12 protein-coding genes are annotated in these 13562 nt (G+C 67.0%); 6 read left to right on the top strand and 6 right to left on the bottom strand.

What is annotated here, in order from left to right; translation table 11 throughout:
- Window positions 1-2: 2 nt before the first annotated feature.
- Window positions 3-1307, top strand: a complete 1305-nt coding sequence (locus FFS08_RS06485; RefSeq protein ID WP_137864714.1) for a ComEC/Rec2 family competence protein — start codon at window positions 3-5, stop codon at window positions 1305-1307.
- 17 nt (window positions 1308-1324) lie between these two features.
- On the opposite strand, the gene FFS08_RS06480 is transcribed toward FFS08_RS06485, so the two are convergent.
- From FFS08_RS06480 to metG, 4 genes are read right to left on the bottom strand one after another with little or no spacing between them, the layout of a single operon-like run.
- Window positions 1325-1969 (bottom strand): retropepsin-like aspartic protease family protein, encoded by a 645-nt coding sequence (locus tag FFS08_RS06480; RefSeq protein WP_137864715.1) that lies wholly within the window; start codon window positions 1967-1969, stop codon window positions 1325-1327.
- Window positions 1966-2733: an MBL fold metallo-hydrolase gene (locus tag FFS08_RS06475; RefSeq protein WP_137864716.1), complete on the bottom strand. Its 768-nt coding sequence runs from the start codon at window positions 2731-2733 to the stop codon at window positions 1966-1968. The genes FFS08_RS06480 and FFS08_RS06475 overlap by 4 nt, the downstream gene beginning before the upstream one ends.
- Entirely contained in the window at window positions 2730-3509 is a 780-nt protein-coding gene (locus FFS08_RS06470; RefSeq protein ID WP_137864717.1) for a TatD family hydrolase, read from the bottom strand. The genes FFS08_RS06475 and FFS08_RS06470 overlap by 4 nt, the downstream gene beginning before the upstream one ends.
- Complete coding sequence (gene metG / locus FFS08_RS06465) at window positions 3506-5005, bottom strand: methionine--tRNA ligase (RefSeq protein WP_137864718.1); 1500 nt, start codon at window positions 5003-5005, stop codon at window positions 3506-3508. Before metG ends, FFS08_RS06470 begins: the two co-directional genes overlap by 4 nt.
- A gap of 277 nt (window positions 5006-5282) precedes the next feature.
- On the opposite strand from metG, the gene zwf reads away from it, so the two are divergent.
- The 5 genes from zwf to eda all read left to right on the top strand — a co-directional run bounded on the left by zwf (window position 5283) and on the right by eda (window position 11297).
- Complete coding sequence (zwf, locus tag FFS08_RS06460; protein ID WP_137864719.1) at window positions 5283-6740, top strand: glucose-6-phosphate dehydrogenase; 1458 nt, start codon at window positions 5283-5285, stop codon at window positions 6738-6740.
- Window positions 6741-6835: 95 nt separating this feature from the next.
- Window positions 6836-7543, top strand: a complete 708-nt coding sequence (pgl, locus tag FFS08_RS06455) for a 6-phosphogluconolactonase (protein ID WP_137864720.1) — start codon at window positions 6836-6838, stop codon at window positions 7541-7543.
- 133 nt (window positions 7544-7676) lie between these two features.
- Window positions 7677-9500: a phosphogluconate dehydratase gene (edd, locus tag FFS08_RS06450; protein WP_137864721.1), complete on the top strand. Its 1824-nt coding sequence runs from the start codon at window positions 7677-7679 to the stop codon at window positions 9498-9500.
- Between the two features lie 223 nt (window positions 9501-9723).
- A complete protein-coding gene (gene glk / locus FFS08_RS06445) occupies window positions 9724-10692 on the top strand; it encodes a glucokinase (RefSeq protein ID WP_137864722.1) in 969 nt (322 codons plus the stop codon).
- 14 nt (window positions 10693-10706) lie between these two features.
- Window positions 10707-11297: a bifunctional 4-hydroxy-2-oxoglutarate aldolase/2-dehydro-3-deoxy-phosphogluconate aldolase gene (gene eda, locus FFS08_RS06440; RefSeq protein WP_137864729.1), complete on the top strand. Its 591-nt coding sequence runs from the start codon at window positions 10707-10709 to the stop codon at window positions 11295-11297.
- A 107-nt stretch (window positions 11298-11404) separates the two neighbouring features.
- Here eda and FFS08_RS06435 read toward each other — a convergent pair whose 3' ends face one another.
- Window positions 11405-11911 (bottom strand): DUF2497 domain-containing protein, encoded by a 507-nt coding sequence (locus FFS08_RS06435; protein WP_171012503.1) that lies wholly within the window; start codon window positions 11909-11911, stop codon window positions 11405-11407.
- 36 nt (window positions 11912-11947) lie between these two features.
- A complete protein-coding gene (locus tag FFS08_RS06430) occupies window positions 11948-13549 on the bottom strand; it encodes a TolC family outer membrane protein (protein ID WP_137864723.1) in 1602 nt (533 codons plus the stop codon).
- Window positions 13550-13562: the final 13 nt, after the last annotated feature.

The following is a 13562-nucleotide window of genomic DNA, read 5'->3' as shown; positions in this document are numbered from 1 at the left end:
ACATGCCGACAGCTCCGGAAACTGCGACGATCTATGCCTATCAGGTCGGCTTCGGCGACTGCATCCTGGTGCGCTTCGCCTATCCCGGCGGCGACCTGCGCCACATGCTGATCGACTTCGGCACGACCGGCTTGCCCGAACATGCCGAGAAGACCCAGATGCTCCGGATCGCCCAGGACATCGAAACCAAGGTGCGCGAGGGCGATTCGACCCGGCGCCTAGACGTGCTGGTCGCCACCCATCGCCATGCCGATCACATCAGCGGCTTCGCGACCAAGGACGGCGCGGCATCGGGCGACGTGATCCGCGGCCTCGATCCGCGCGTCATCGTCCAGCCCTGGACCGAGGCTCCGGAGGCTCCAGTGGATTGGGAGGGCCCCGACGCCAGCGTTACCGGACAGGCGCTGCGGCAGCGCCGCGCGTCGCTACAGGCGATGGAGGATGCCGCGGGCGCGCTCGTGGCGTTCGCCAACGCCCAGGCGAACCACCTCCCCAAGGCCTTGGGCGAGCAGCTCCAGTTCATCGGGCAGGACAATCTCTCGAACAGATCGGCGATCGACAATCTGCGGACCATGTCCGGCGAGAAACGCTATGCCTATCATGGCTGCGACCTGGGCCTTGCCTCGGTGCTTCCCGGCATGGACGTGCATGTCCTGGGGCCGCCCACGCTGCGACAGACCGACACGATCCGGAAGCAGCGCTCGAGCGATCCCGACGAGTTCTGGCAACTCGCACCGAAGCGGCTCAACGACGCGCTGGCCATCGGCGGAGAGGGCAACCTCCTCTTCCCGGATGCCAAGTATCGGCTGCGCTCGAAGCCCCTGCTCGAGCATCGCTGGCTTCAGGAGCGGATAGAGGCCGCCAATACGGAGATGCTGGTCGGGCTGGTGCGCGCGCTCGACGCGCAGATGAACAACACCAGCGTCATCCTGCTGCTCAAGGCCGGTTCCAAGACCCTGTTGTTCCCCGGCGACGCGCAGATCGAGAACTGGGCCTATGCGTTGCAATCGGACATGGCATCGCTGCTCGATGACGTCGATCTCTACAAGGTCGGCCATCATGGCAGCCGCAACGCCACGCCGCGCAGCATGTGGCGCCGCTTCGCCAAAAAATCGGACAGGGCCGGCCCCGGCCGGCTGACTTCGGTGCTGTCAACCAAGCATGGCAAACATGGCAGCGAGGACCGCAAGACGGAAGTGCCGCGCCGCACCCTGGTCACCGAACTCGACGCGCAGTCCGATCTCTACTCCACCGAAGCGCTGGAACCCGACGCGCTCTATCAGCGCGTCGAGCTGGACCTGCGGTAGCCGCAGCCGGCCGGGCTCTACTCGCGTTCCCGCGAGCGCCGGGCCGCCGCACGGGATTCGGCGCGCTTGCGCGGCTCGAGGATCAGCGTGCGATCCTCGACGCGCCAGGATTTGAGGCGTGACAGGAAGTTCATGCCCAGCACGTCGAGATCGCCGAAGCTGTCGCCCACCACCAGCGGCAGGTCGCGCGTCGACAGCGGCCCGATCGCGACATTGTCGGCCCGCGCCGGCTGCGCCTGCACCGTGCCGTTGGCGGTTTCGATCAGCACCGGCGGCGCCAGGGCCGGCTTGACATCGGCTGCATCGGCGGTGTCGCTCGAGATCGCAGTGATGGTCGCGCCGCTGTCGACCAGCATGCGCCGCTCGACTCCGTTGATCTGCACCCGGGCCCAGAAATGTCCGTCGGGGCTCATCTTGATGCGTACCGTCTCGCCCTGGACCACCTGCTGCTCATAGCCGAGCTTCTCCGACGCGCGCGCCAGCAGCCCGCCCAGTTCCTGGCGATGATACATCACGATCACCGTCGTCACGCCGATGATCGCCCACAGCACCAGCGTCTGCAGGATCCCGCGCAAGGTGATGCGCTGCGCCGACAGTGCCTTGAGCGCGAGCATCAGCGCACCGAGCAACAGCAGCAGCTGGATGATGCGATCGTCACTCATATCGCTACCTCCATGCCGTCGAAGCCCGGCTCGACTCCGGCGGGAAGCGTTGCGGCAAGCGTCGCATAGTCCATCGAATTGTCCATATGCGCGAGCAGCGTGCGTCGCGGCGCCAATTCCCGCACCCAGCCCAGCACGGCATCGAGATCCGCATGCGTCGGGTGCGGCGCCCGGCGCAGGCAATCGGCCACCCAGAGATCGGGATTCTGATACAAGTTGCGCATATCCCACGTCATCTCATTGAAATCTATAGCATATACTATGGATTTCCCTCTGCTCTCGAAGCGCAGCCCCGCAGAGCTTATCCCTCCGTGCGGCTGATCCACCACCCGGATATGGATATCGCCGATCATGATTGCATCGGGCAGCGCCTCGATCGCCACGGTCGGCCGGTAGAGCTTGCTGCCCTTGAAGACATAGCCGAAGCGCGCCTCGAGCCGCTCCTGCGTGAAGGGCCGGGCGAGGCCGCGGACCGGTTCCCCCGCGCGGGCGTGCATGATCTGCCGCAGGTCGTCGATGCCGTGGCAATGGTCGGCATGGTCATGCGTCCAGATCACGGCGTCGAGATCGGTGATGCCGGCAGCCAGTGCCTGCTCGCGAAAGTCCGGGCTGGTGTCGATCAGGATCCGGGTCGCCTCGGTCCACACCAGCGCCGAGGCGCGGGTGCGCCGGTTCTTCGGCTCGGCGGGGTCGCATGCCCCCCAGTCGTTTCCGATCCGCGGCACGCCGGACGAAGTCCCCGAGCCGAGGAGGCGGAACTTCATGCCAGGGTCTTGGCGAACAGCTTGTGGAAATTGGCGCGAGTCGCATCGGCCAGCGCGTCGGGATCCTCGCCGCGCAACTGGGCGAGGAAGCGGCAAGTGTCCGCCACGAACGCCGGCTCGCCGGTCTTGCCCCGATGCGGCACCGGGGCAAGAAAGGGCGCGTCGGTCTCGATCAGCAGCCGCTCCAGCGGCAGCCGCGCCGCCGTCGCCTGCAAGTCGTGCGCGTTCTTGAAGGTCACGATGCCCGAGATCGAGATATAGAAGCCGAGAGCGAGCGCGATATCGGCGAACTCCCGGCTCGCGGTGAAGCAATGGATCACGCCGGGGAAGCTCCCTTTCGCCATTTCGTCCCGCAGGATCTCGGCGGTGTCGGCTTCGGCATCGCGGGTGTGCACGATCAGCGGCAATTGCGTCTCGCGGCAGGCGGCGATGTGGGCGCGGAAACTCGCCCGCTGGCGATCGCGGTCGCTATGGTCGTAATAATAATCGAGCCCGGTCTCGCCGATGCCGACCACGCGCGGGTGCCGCGCCTTCTCGACCAGCCTGGCCGCATCGATATCGGGGTGCTCGTCCGCCTCGTGCGGGTGAATGCCGACCGAGGCCCAGACATCGCCTTCGCGCTCGGCCACGCCGATCACTTCGTCCCATTCGCGCTCGCGAGTCGAGATGTTGAGCATCGCGACCACGCCGGCCGCACGGGCGCGCGCCAGCACCTCGGGCTGCTGCTCGCCCAGGCCCTTGTAGATCAGGTGGCAATGGCTGTCGGCGAGGTTCACGCGTCTTCCTTCAGCTCCAGGCGCGGGAAGATGGGGGTCGGCGCCGCGATGCGGAAGTCCGGATCGCCCTCGGCGCCCAGTTGCGCCAGCAGCTTCGCCGCCGATCCGGGCACCACCGGCTCGATCGTGACGGCAAGGCGCCGGATCGCGCGCAGCAATGTGCCGAGCACCGCGTGCATCCGCTCGGGATCGGTCTTGCGCAGCCCCCAGGGCGCCTGCGCGTCGATATACTGGTTGCAGGCGAACACGCCGGTCATCCACAGTTCCACGCCCTGGCTGAGCGCAAGATCCTCGAACGCGCGGGTGAAGCCGGCACAGGCCGTGTCCACTTCGGCGAGCAGCACCGCATCGGCCTCCTCCGCCCGCCCGGCCTCGATGCGTCCCTCGCAATTCTTGGCAATGAAGGCCAGCGTGCGCTGGGCGAGATTGCCGAAGCTGTTCGACAGATCGGCATTGGCGCGGGTGACGATCGCCTCGTCGCTGAACGTGCCGTCATTGCCGAAGCTCACGTCGCGCAGCAGGAAATAGCGCAGCGCGTCGACGCCGTAATATTCGGCCAGCGCCATCGGATCGACGACGTTGCCGACCGATTTGGACATTTTCTCCCCGCGATTGAGCAGGAAGCCGTGCCCGAACACCTGCCTGGGCAGCGCAATCTTCGCCGACATCAGGAAGGCCGGCCAATAGACCGTGTGGAAACGGACGATGTCCTTGCCGATCAAATGGATATCGGCGGGCCAGTAGCGCCCCAGCCGTTCCTGGTCGTCGGGATAGCCCGCTCCGGTCAGGTAATTGGTCAGCGCGTCGACCCAGACGTACATCACATGCCCCGGCGAGCCTGGCACCGGCACGCCCCAGTCGAAGCTGGTGCGCGAGACCGACAGGTCCGCCAGCCCGCCTTCGACGAAGCGCAATATCTCGTTGCGCCGCGTTTCCGGGCGAATGAAGTCCGGATTGGCGGCGTAGAAGTCGAGCAGCGGCTGCTGGTATTTCGAAAGCCGGAAGAACCAGGTCTCCTCCGCGGTCCACTCGACCGGCGTGCCCTGGGGCGAAAGCTTCGCGCCGTCTTCCCCTTCGACGAGTTCCTTCTCTTCGTAGAACGCCTCGTCGCGCACCGAATACCAGCCCTCGTAGCGATCGAGATACAGGTCGCCCGCATCGGCCATCGCCTGCCAGATCGCCTGGCTGGCCTTGTAGTGATCGGCTTCCGAAGTACGGATGAAACGATCGCACGAGATATCAAGCTTCTCTGCCATCTCACTGAAATAAGACGACATCTCGTCGGCAAGCTCGCGCGCGGTCATGTCGCGGTCGCGCGCGGTCTTGACCATCTTGAGGCCATGTTCGTCGGTGCCGGTCTGAAAGAATACGTCGCGGCCCCGCTGGCGCTGGAAACGGGCGATCGCGTCGGCGGCGATCATCTCATAGGCGTGCCCGATATGCGGGCGGCCATTGGGATAGTGGATCGCTGTGGTGATGTAGAAGGGCTCGGCCATCCGGCGCATCTAGAGGCTGTGTGCGGCAGCGGCAACGCCCGCGTGGCAATATGCAGGTCGGCGCGGCCATGTTCGCCATCAGCCCTGCGAAAGCGGGGATCTCGTGCCACGGCACATGCCCGCCGCCCAAGGGTCTCGCCTTCGCGGAAATGACAGTGGACAAAGTGCTGCCGCCGCTGCGATGTCACCGGTTACCCTTGGTAACCTTTGCCACCGGCCTTGATCTTTGCGGCGCGTTGGTGTCTCGCGGGGCCGAAACGACGATAGAGAGGCAAGCATGCGACAGCCCGCGGGGAAATTGCTTTTGTTCGGCGCCACCGGCGACCTTTCCCAGCGAATGCTGCTTCCCTCGCTCTATGGCCTGCATGCCGACGGGCTGCTGCCCGAGGGCCTGACCATCACCGGCACCGCGCGCTCGGATCATGACGATGCCGGGTTCCGCGCCTTCGCCCGGGAAGCCCTCGAACATTTCGTTCCCGCCGACCGCAAGGATGACAGCGCTGTCGGCAGCTTCCTCGAGCGGCTCTTCTACCAGCGGCTCGATGCCTCGAAGACCGACGGCTTCGCCGCGCTGGCCGAAAAGCTGGGCGACATCTCGGGCGGGCTCGCCATCTTCCTGTCGACCGCGCCCTCGCTGTTCGGCCCGACGATCAAGGGGCTCGAATCGGCGGGGCTGACCGGCGACAATGTCCGGATCGGGCTGGAAAAGCCGCTGGGCGTCGACCTCGCCTCCAGCCGCGTCGTCAACGACATCGTCGCCAAGGCCTTTCCGGAAGAGCGCACTTTCCGGATCGATCACTATCTCGGCAAGGAGACGGTGCAGAACATCCTGGCGCTGCGCTTCGGCAATTCGCTGTTCGAGCCGGTGTGGAATGCGCAGGGCATCGACCATGTCCAGATCACCGTCTCCGAGACGGTCGGCCTGGAGGGCCGCGCAGGCTATTACGACGATGTCGGCGCGCTGCGCGACATGGTGCAGAACCATATGCTCCAGCTGCTCGCGCTGATCGCGATGGAGCCCCCCGCCCGCTTCGACGGCACTTCGATCCGCGACGAGAAGGTGAAGGTGCTGCGCTCACTCCGCCCGATCGCCGGCGCCGACGTGCCGAACCTGACCGTGACCGGCCAATATGGCGGCGGCGCGGTGAAGGGCGAGATCGTCCGCTCCTACGATACCGATCTGGAAAAGCCCTCGGACACCGAGACCTTCGTCGCGATCAAGGCGCATGTCGACAATTGGCGCTGGCACGGCGTCCCCTTCTATCTGCGCACCGGCAAGCGCCTTGCCGAGCGGCGCAGCGAGATCGTGATCCAGTTCAAGCCGGTGCCGCATTCGATCTTCGAGGATCGCGGCGGCACGCTCCAGCCCAACATCCTGGTGATTCGCCTCCAGCCCGAGGAGTATATCCAGCTGCGCGTGATGGCGAAGCAGCCCGGGCTGGATCGCGAGGGCATCCGCCTGAAGGAAGTGCCGCTGAACCTGAGCCTCGAGCATGAGTTCGCCGGAACGCGCCGCCGCATCGCCTATGAGCGGCTGTTCCTGGACCTGATCGAAGGCGATCCCACGCTGTTCGTCCGCCGCGACGAAGTCGAGGCGCAATGGGAATGGATCGACGCGATCCGCGAAGGCTGGAAGGCCGGCGGCGTGAAGCCCAGGCCCTATGCCTCGGGCAGCTGGGGGCCGAGCGCCTCGATCGCGCTGACCGAGCGCGACGGCGTGACATGGAACGAGTGACCTTCGCGATCCTCTCCCGGAGAGAGAGGATTGGGCCAAAGGCCTTCCGGACCGTTTGAACGACACCCACCTAAGAAGAATTCCAAGGAGCTGACATGACGACCGAAATCGAATGGTGGGATTATGACGATGCCGACGAGATGGCGGAGGCCGTCGCGGGCGATATCGGCTTCATCATCGAGAGCGCGATCGACGCGCGCGGCGCCGCGGTGATCGCGCTGGCCGGCGGCAAGACCCCGCTGCCGATCTACGAGAAGCTGGCCAAGGCCAAGATCGACTGGAAGCGCGTGACGATCGTGCCCGGCGACGATCGCATCGTGCCGCTGGGCGATCCGCTGTCAAACGTCACTGCGATCGGCAAGATCTTCATCCCCAAGGGTGCGCGGGTGATCCCGCTCGTCTCGGACAAGGCGCCGGACTACAAGGCCGCGGGCCGCTCGGCCGACGCGCTGCTCCAGGACGTGCACTGGCCGCTCGATCTCTGCCTGCTCGGCGTGGGCGGCGACGGGCATTGCGCCTCGATCTTCCCCGGCCCCGATTTCGACGAGGCGCTGAACGGGCCGAAGGAGCGCCGCGCGCTGGGCGTGATGCCCGATCCCCTTCCCCCCGAAGCCCCGGTCGCCCGCGTCACGCTGTCGCGTGCCGCCATCGTCTCGGCCCGCGCGCTGATGATCGCAGTGACCGGCGAGGCCAAGAAGGAAGTGCTGGAAGCAGCGATCGACCAGGGCGCGTCGTCGTCCTATCCGGTCGGCCGCGTGCTTGCCGATGTCGAGCTGCCGGTGGATATTCACTGGGCGGCATGATGCTTTCCCTGCTCCCCGGCAACGGCCGGGGTTCAGTTGCAACGTCGTTCAAGAGGTTCGGGCACCTCAGGTGCCGGCCCGGGACCGGCCCCCGTCTTCGCCGGGGAACAGCTAGCGCAAATGGAATGAGTGCATGATCCAGCTCCACCCCGAAATCGCCGCGGTCACCGATCGCGTGATCGAGCGCTCCAAGGCGAAGCGCCGCGCCTATCTCGCGCTGATCGATGCCGAGCGTGCGTCGGGCAACGATCGGCCGAAGCTCGGCTGCGCCAATCTCGCCCACGCCTATGCCGGCACCGACGAGCAGCGCGACCAGTTGAAGGCCGGACGCTCGATGAACATCGGGATCGTGACGGCCTATAACGACATGCTGTCGGCGCATGCAGTCTATTATCGCTATCCCGAGCAGATGAAGATCTGGGCGCACGAGGCCGGCGCCACCGCGCAGGTGGCGGGCGGCGTCCCGGCGATGTGCGACGGCGTGACCCAGGGCTATCAGGGCATGGAGCTGTCGCTGTTCAGCCGCGACACGATCGCGCTGTCGACCGCGGTGGCCCTCTCCCATCGCACTTTCGAGGGCGCGGCGCTGCTCGGCATCTGCGACAAGATCGTGCCGGGGCTGGTGATAGGCGCGCTGCGCTTCGGCCATCTGCCGATGGTGCTGGTGCCCGGCGGGCCGATGCGCTCGGGCCTGGCCAACAAGGAGAAGGCGCGGATCCGCGAGCTCTATGCCGAGGGCAAGGTGGACCGCGACGAGCTGCTCGACGCCGAGATCGCAGCCTATCACTCCAAGGGCACCTGCACCTTCTACGGCACGGCCAATTCGAACCAGATGATGATGGAGGCGATGGGCCTCCACATGCCGGGTGCGGCCTTCGCCAATCCGGGCACCAAGCTGCGGCAGGAGCTGACTCGCGCCGCCGTGCACCGGCTCGCCGAGATCGGCTGGAACGGCGACGATTATCGCCCGATCGGGCATGTGGTCGACGAGAAGGCCATCGTGAACGCGGCAATCGTGCTGCTGGCAACGGGCGGATCGACCAATCACCTGATCCATGTGCCGGCGTTCGCGCGGGCGGCAGGGATCACGATCGACTGGGACGATTTCGACCGGCTCTCGCGCGTGGTGCCGCTGCTGGCGCGCGTCTATCCGAACGGTTCGGCCGATGTGAACGGCTTCGAGGACGCCGGCGGGCCGAGCTTCGTGATCCGCGAACTGCTCAGGGCCGGACTGATGCACGCCGACACGCTCACTGTCGGCAAGGGCGGCATGGCGGACTATGGCCGCAAGCCGGTGATGGCCGGCGAGGCGCTGGAATGGATAGAGCACGGCGCCGAGAGCGGCGACGACACGATCCTGCGCACCGCCGACGCTCCCTTCTCGCCGGAGGGCGGATTCCGCATCCTCAAGGGTAATCTCGGCCGCGCCTGCATCAAGGTGAGCGCCGTCGAGCGCGAGCGCTGGACGATCGAGGCACCGTGCCGCGTATTCGCGGACCAGGCCGAGGTACAGGCGGCATTCAAGGCCGGCGAGCTGGAACGCGACGTGATCGTGGTCGTGCGCTTCCAGGGCCCCAAGGCGAACGGCATGCCTGAGCTGCACAAGCTCACGCCGCCGCTGGGCGTGCTGCAGAATCGCGGGTTCAAGGTCGCGCTGGTCACCGACGGGCGCATGTCGGGGGCGAGCGGCAAGGTGCCGTGCGCTATCCATCTCAGTCCCGAGGCGCTGGGCGGCGGCCCGATCGGCAAGCTGCGCGACGGCGACGTGGTGCGGCTCTGCGCGGAGACAGGCGAGCTCAACGCCCTGGTCGATGCGGCCGAATGGGAAGCGCGCGCGCATGCCGCCACACCCGCTCCCGCCCAGGGCACGGGCCGCGAGCTGTTCGCGATGCTGCGCCATCATTGCGACGAGGCCGAAAGGGGCGCCTCGGCGATGCTGGCGGAAGCGGGCCTGTAATTGGCCTCCCCTCCCTGGAAAGGGAGGGGATCGAGGCCCGGCGACATGGCGGGCCCGCGCTTGCCGGCTCGATATTGCCGTGCCCCAACCCACTCCCGCCCTCCCTTGCCGGGAGGGTAGTTTCGACGTCGCCCTTTACTTCTGCGCCACATCGGAGAAGAAGGGCCCGGCCGGGTCTGGCAACGTTGACAGACCCAGGCAGACGAGAGGATCAGGAGCCCGAATGGAAGTCGTCGCGGTCGATATCGGGGGCACGCATGCCCGCTTCGCCGTTGCCGAAGTGGCGAACGGCCGCGTCGTCTCGATCAGCGAGCCGATCACCCAGAAGGTCGCCGAGCATGCCAGCCTGCAACTCGCCTGGCAGGCCTATGGCGAGGCGCTGGGCCGGGAATTGCCGAAGGCTGCGGCGCTTGCGGTGGCTTCGCCGGTGGGCGGCGAAATCATCAAGCTGACCAACAATCCCTGGATCATCCGCCCTGCCCTGATTCCCGAGCGGCTGGGCGCCGACACCTGGACGGTGGTCAATGATTTCGAGGCGATCGGCCATGCCGTGGCGCAGATGGGCGTCGAGCATTTCCTGCACCTTTGCGGGCCCGAGGAAGCGCTGCCCGAGAAGGGCTCGATCACCGTGTGCGGGCCGGGCACCGGCCTGGGCGTGGCGCAGGTCTTCCGTCACCGCGCCGGTTACGACGTGATCGCCACCGAGGGCGGCCATAGCGACTTCGCCCCGCTCGATCCGATCGAGGATGCACTCGTGAAGCGGCTGCGCAAGACCTATACCCGGGTTTCCAAGGAGCGCGTGGCGGCGGGGCCGGCGATCGTCTCGCTCTACGAGACCCTGGCCGAGCTCGAGGGCAAGCCGGTCCACCGGCTGGACGACAAGGCGATCTGGACGCTCGCGCTCGAGGGCAAGGACGAGCTGGCCGTGGCCGCGCTCGACCGCTTCTGCCTCAGCCTGGGCGCCGTCGCCGGCGACCTGGCGCTGTGCCACGGCCCGAGCGGCGTGGTGATCGCCGGCGGTCTGGGCTTGCGCTTGAAGGACCATCTGTTGCAGTCGGGCTTCGGCCAGCGGTTCGTCGCCAAGGGCCGGTTCCAGGGTCTGATGTCCTCCATTCCGGTGAAGCTCATCACGCACCCGCAGCCGGGCCTGTACGGCGCCGCCGCGGCGTTCGCGCAGGAGCATGCCCTTTGAATATCGAAGCCATCATGAAGACCGCGCCGGTGATCCCGGTGCTCGTGATCGAAGACGCCGCCACCGCCCGCCCGCTCGCGGAGGCGCTGGTGAAGGGTGGCCTGCGCGTGCTCGAAGTGACGCTGCGCACCGGGGCCGCGCTGGAAGCGATCGCCGAGATGAAGAAGGTCGAGGGCGCGATCGTCGGCGCAGGCACAGTGGTGAACACCGAACAGTTCGAGCAGGTGATGAAGGCCGATGCCGAGTTCATCGTCTCGCCGGGGCTGACCGAACGGCTGGGCGATGCGATCGTGCGCAGCGGCGTGCCGTACCTGCCGGGCGTGGCCAATGCCGGCGACATCATGCGCGGCCTCGACCTGGGGCTGGAGCATTTCAAGTTCTTCCCGGCCGAGACTTCGGGTGGGCTGAAGGCGTTGAAGGCGCTCGCCGCGCCCTTCTACCAGTGCAAATTCTGCCCGACCGGCGGCATCTCGGCCGCGACCGCGCCGGAATGGCTGGCCTTCGATCCGATCCTGTGCGTGGGCGGCTCCTGGGTCACGCCCAGGGGCGCGAGCTACGAACAGGTCGAGGCGCTGGCGCGGGAAGCGGCCGGGCTGTCGCGATAGCCGATCGCCATCCTCGCGAAGGCGGGATCCACTCCAGGGGCATGGCGCTCGCGGCTCTGGATCCCCGCCTTCGCAGGGAGCACGGGAACAACCGGAAACGGTAAGGTCTATTGCCGCCCGGTGATCCGCGAGATCTCGCGCGCGACCATTTCTTCCACCAGCCGCGGCAGATTGGCATCGAGCCAGTCGCGCAGCATCGGCTTCAGCATCTCGCGCACCATCCCCTCCAGCGTGTCGGCGCCGGACACCTCAGGCTTCACCACCATCCGCGACAGCGCCTCAAGCGGGCCGCGCGTCGCCTCGGCGGCGCGATCGGACAGGATCGGATCGGCGGGCGCCGCCGCAGGTGCCGTGGCGGCGGCCTTCGGGGCGACTTCGGGCGGCGTGGGGGAACCCATCGACATCGGGGTCGGCGTCTCCAGTCTGTCCTCGTCGACCGGCTGGCTCAGTTCGAGCACTTCGTCGATGGCAGCGGATTTCTCCGCCACCGTCGTCGTCGCGCGTCCGCCGCGGCGCGCACGCGTCGCGATGGCAGCATCACCCTCCTCGGCGATGATGCGCTTGATGGAGGAAAGAATCTCCTCCATCGACGGCTCGCTACTGATGTCCCCCATCAACCGGCTACTCCTGAAAGCCCCGGAGGCGCGTCATCAGGGATTTTTACGGTTAATGTCAACAGGCCGCGTGGCATCGCGCCGCTGAAGCACGGGATCGAGCGAAGTTCCGGAGACGCTCGGCGTCTGCGCGGGCGTCTGGTTGGTGCGCGTTCCCACTGGCTGGGGCTCGGGATCATCGTTGCGATCCGACCAGCGATTCTTCACGCGCTTGTAGTTGATGTCCGGATCGTAGAGCGGCCCGCCGTCCAGGTTGAGATCCCGCGCTTCGGCCCGGCCCATCGCCGCCAGCAGCGTAAAGCCGGCGACATAGGCGTCTCGCTCGGCGGTGACGTAGTTGACCTGGCTGGTGAGCAGCTCCTGCTCGGCGTTCAGGATGTCGAGGATCGTGCGGGTGCCGACGCTGTTCTCGGCACGGACGCCTTCGAGGCTCAGCTTGTTGGCATCCACTGCGACGCGCGACGATTCGATCACGCGCAGCGCCGACTGGTAGCTGGCATAAGCGGAGCGCACCTGAGCGATCACGCCGCGCTCGGTGAGCGTCACCGTCTCCAGCGCCGAGGCCCGGCGCGCCTGGGCCTGGCGAACCTGCGCCGCCGGAAGCCCGCCCTGGAAGACCGGCAGGGTCAGCTGCGCGCCGATGGTGTTCGAGATGCCGTTGGGGTTCTGGCCGCCCAGCGTACGCGCTTCTTGGCTGAGCGAGCCGAGGTAATTATAGTAGCTGGAGCCAGCGGTCAGCGAGACCTGCGGCGAACGACTGGCCCTGGCTGCCTTCACGTCGAACGCAGTCGCGTCGCGCTGCTTCTGCGCCGCCTCGAGATTGGGATTGTTGCTGATCGCGGCCTGTTCCGCATCCTGCACGTCGCCCGGCAGGTTCGGCAGCGCCGGCGGCTGCGCGAGCACGCCCGGGGGAGCACCGATGATGCGGATGTAATTCTCGCGCGAACCGATCAGCCCGGCCTCGGCAGTGCGCAGCTGGCTCTGGGCGAGCGCCAGACGCGCTTCGGACTGCGCGACGTCGGTGCGCGTGAGATCACCCACTTCGAACCGATCGCGGGTCGCCTGGAGGTTGACCTCGAGAACATGGACGTTCTGCTGGTTGAGGCGGACGATCGCCTCGAAGCGCAGCACGTCGACATAGGCGGTCACCGCATCGGTGAAGAGCTGTGCCTCGACACCACGCAGGCTGGCATGGCCGGCATCGACGCGCGTCTCCGCCGCACGGACCGAATTGCGCACTCCACCGCCCGAATAGATCGGCACCGAAAGATTGAGGCCCAGGCGGGCGGTCCGAGTCGGGCCGGCCAGCGGGCCGGCAAGCGCGTCGCTATTATAGATGCTGTCGCTCAGCGAACCCGTGCCGTTCACGCCGGGACGGCCCGACGACCTGGCGATCGGCACATTCTCGTCGTTGGCGCGCTGGTTGGCGCGTTCCGACTGAAGGCCCGGATTGGTGTTGTAGGCAAGCACCAGCGCATCGCGCAGCGTGGTGGTCGGCTGCGCCGCCTGCGCCGGCGCGCCGGTGCCCACCATCTGCACGGGCATATCGGTGCCGGCCCGCGTCGTCGTGGTCTGCGCGGCGGCAGGCACGGCGATCGCGACCAAGCTGGCGCCGAGGAACAGAGAGGAAATTCGCATGAGCCTCTTTCAG

Source organism: Sphingomonas sp. 1F27F7B, from assembly GCF_005503355.1.
Classification (GTDB): Bacteria; Pseudomonadota; Alphaproteobacteria; order Sphingomonadales; family Sphingomonadaceae; genus Sphingomonas.
Note: the sequence above shows the minus strand (reverse complement) of the source record. Positions and strands in the feature narration are given on the sequence as shown.

Excerpts from the sequence above, each read along its gene's own strand:
- FFS08_RS06485 (WP_137864714.1), top strand. The coding sequence starts at position 3 with ATGCCGACAGCTCCGGAAACTGCGACGATCTATGCCTATCAGGTCGGC.
- FFS08_RS06480 (WP_137864715.1), bottom strand. The coding sequence starts at position 1,969 with ATGAGTGACGATCGCATCATCCAGCTGCTGCTGTTGCTCGGTGCGCTG.
- FFS08_RS06475 (WP_137864716.1), bottom strand. The coding sequence starts at position 2,733 with ATGAAGTTCCGCCTCCTCGGCTCGGGGACTTCGTCCGGCGTGCCGCGG.
- metG (WP_137864718.1), bottom strand. The coding sequence starts at position 5,005 with ATGGCCGAGCCCTTCTACATCACCACAGCGATCCACTATCCCAATGGC.
- zwf (WP_137864719.1), top strand. The coding sequence starts at position 5,283 with ATGCGACAGCCCGCGGGGAAATTGCTTTTGTTCGGCGCCACCGGCGAC.
- pgl (WP_137864720.1), top strand. The coding sequence starts at position 6,836 with ATGACGACCGAAATCGAATGGTGGGATTATGACGATGCCGACGAGATG.
- edd (WP_137864721.1), top strand. The coding sequence starts at position 7,677 with ATGATCCAGCTCCACCCCGAAATCGCCGCGGTCACCGATCGCGTGATC.
- glk (WP_137864722.1), top strand. The coding sequence starts at position 9,724 with ATGGAAGTCGTCGCGGTCGATATCGGGGGCACGCATGCCCGCTTCGCC.
- eda (WP_137864729.1), top strand. The coding sequence starts at position 10,707 with ATGAAGACCGCGCCGGTGATCCCGGTGCTCGTGATCGAAGACGCCGCC.
- FFS08_RS06435 (WP_171012503.1), bottom strand. The coding sequence starts at position 11,911 with ATGGGGGACATCAGTAGCGAGCCGTCGATGGAGGAGATTCTTTCCTCC.
- FFS08_RS06430 (WP_137864723.1), bottom strand. The coding sequence starts at position 13,549 with ATGCGAATTTCCTCTCTGTTCCTCGGCGCCAGCTTGGTCGCGATCGCC.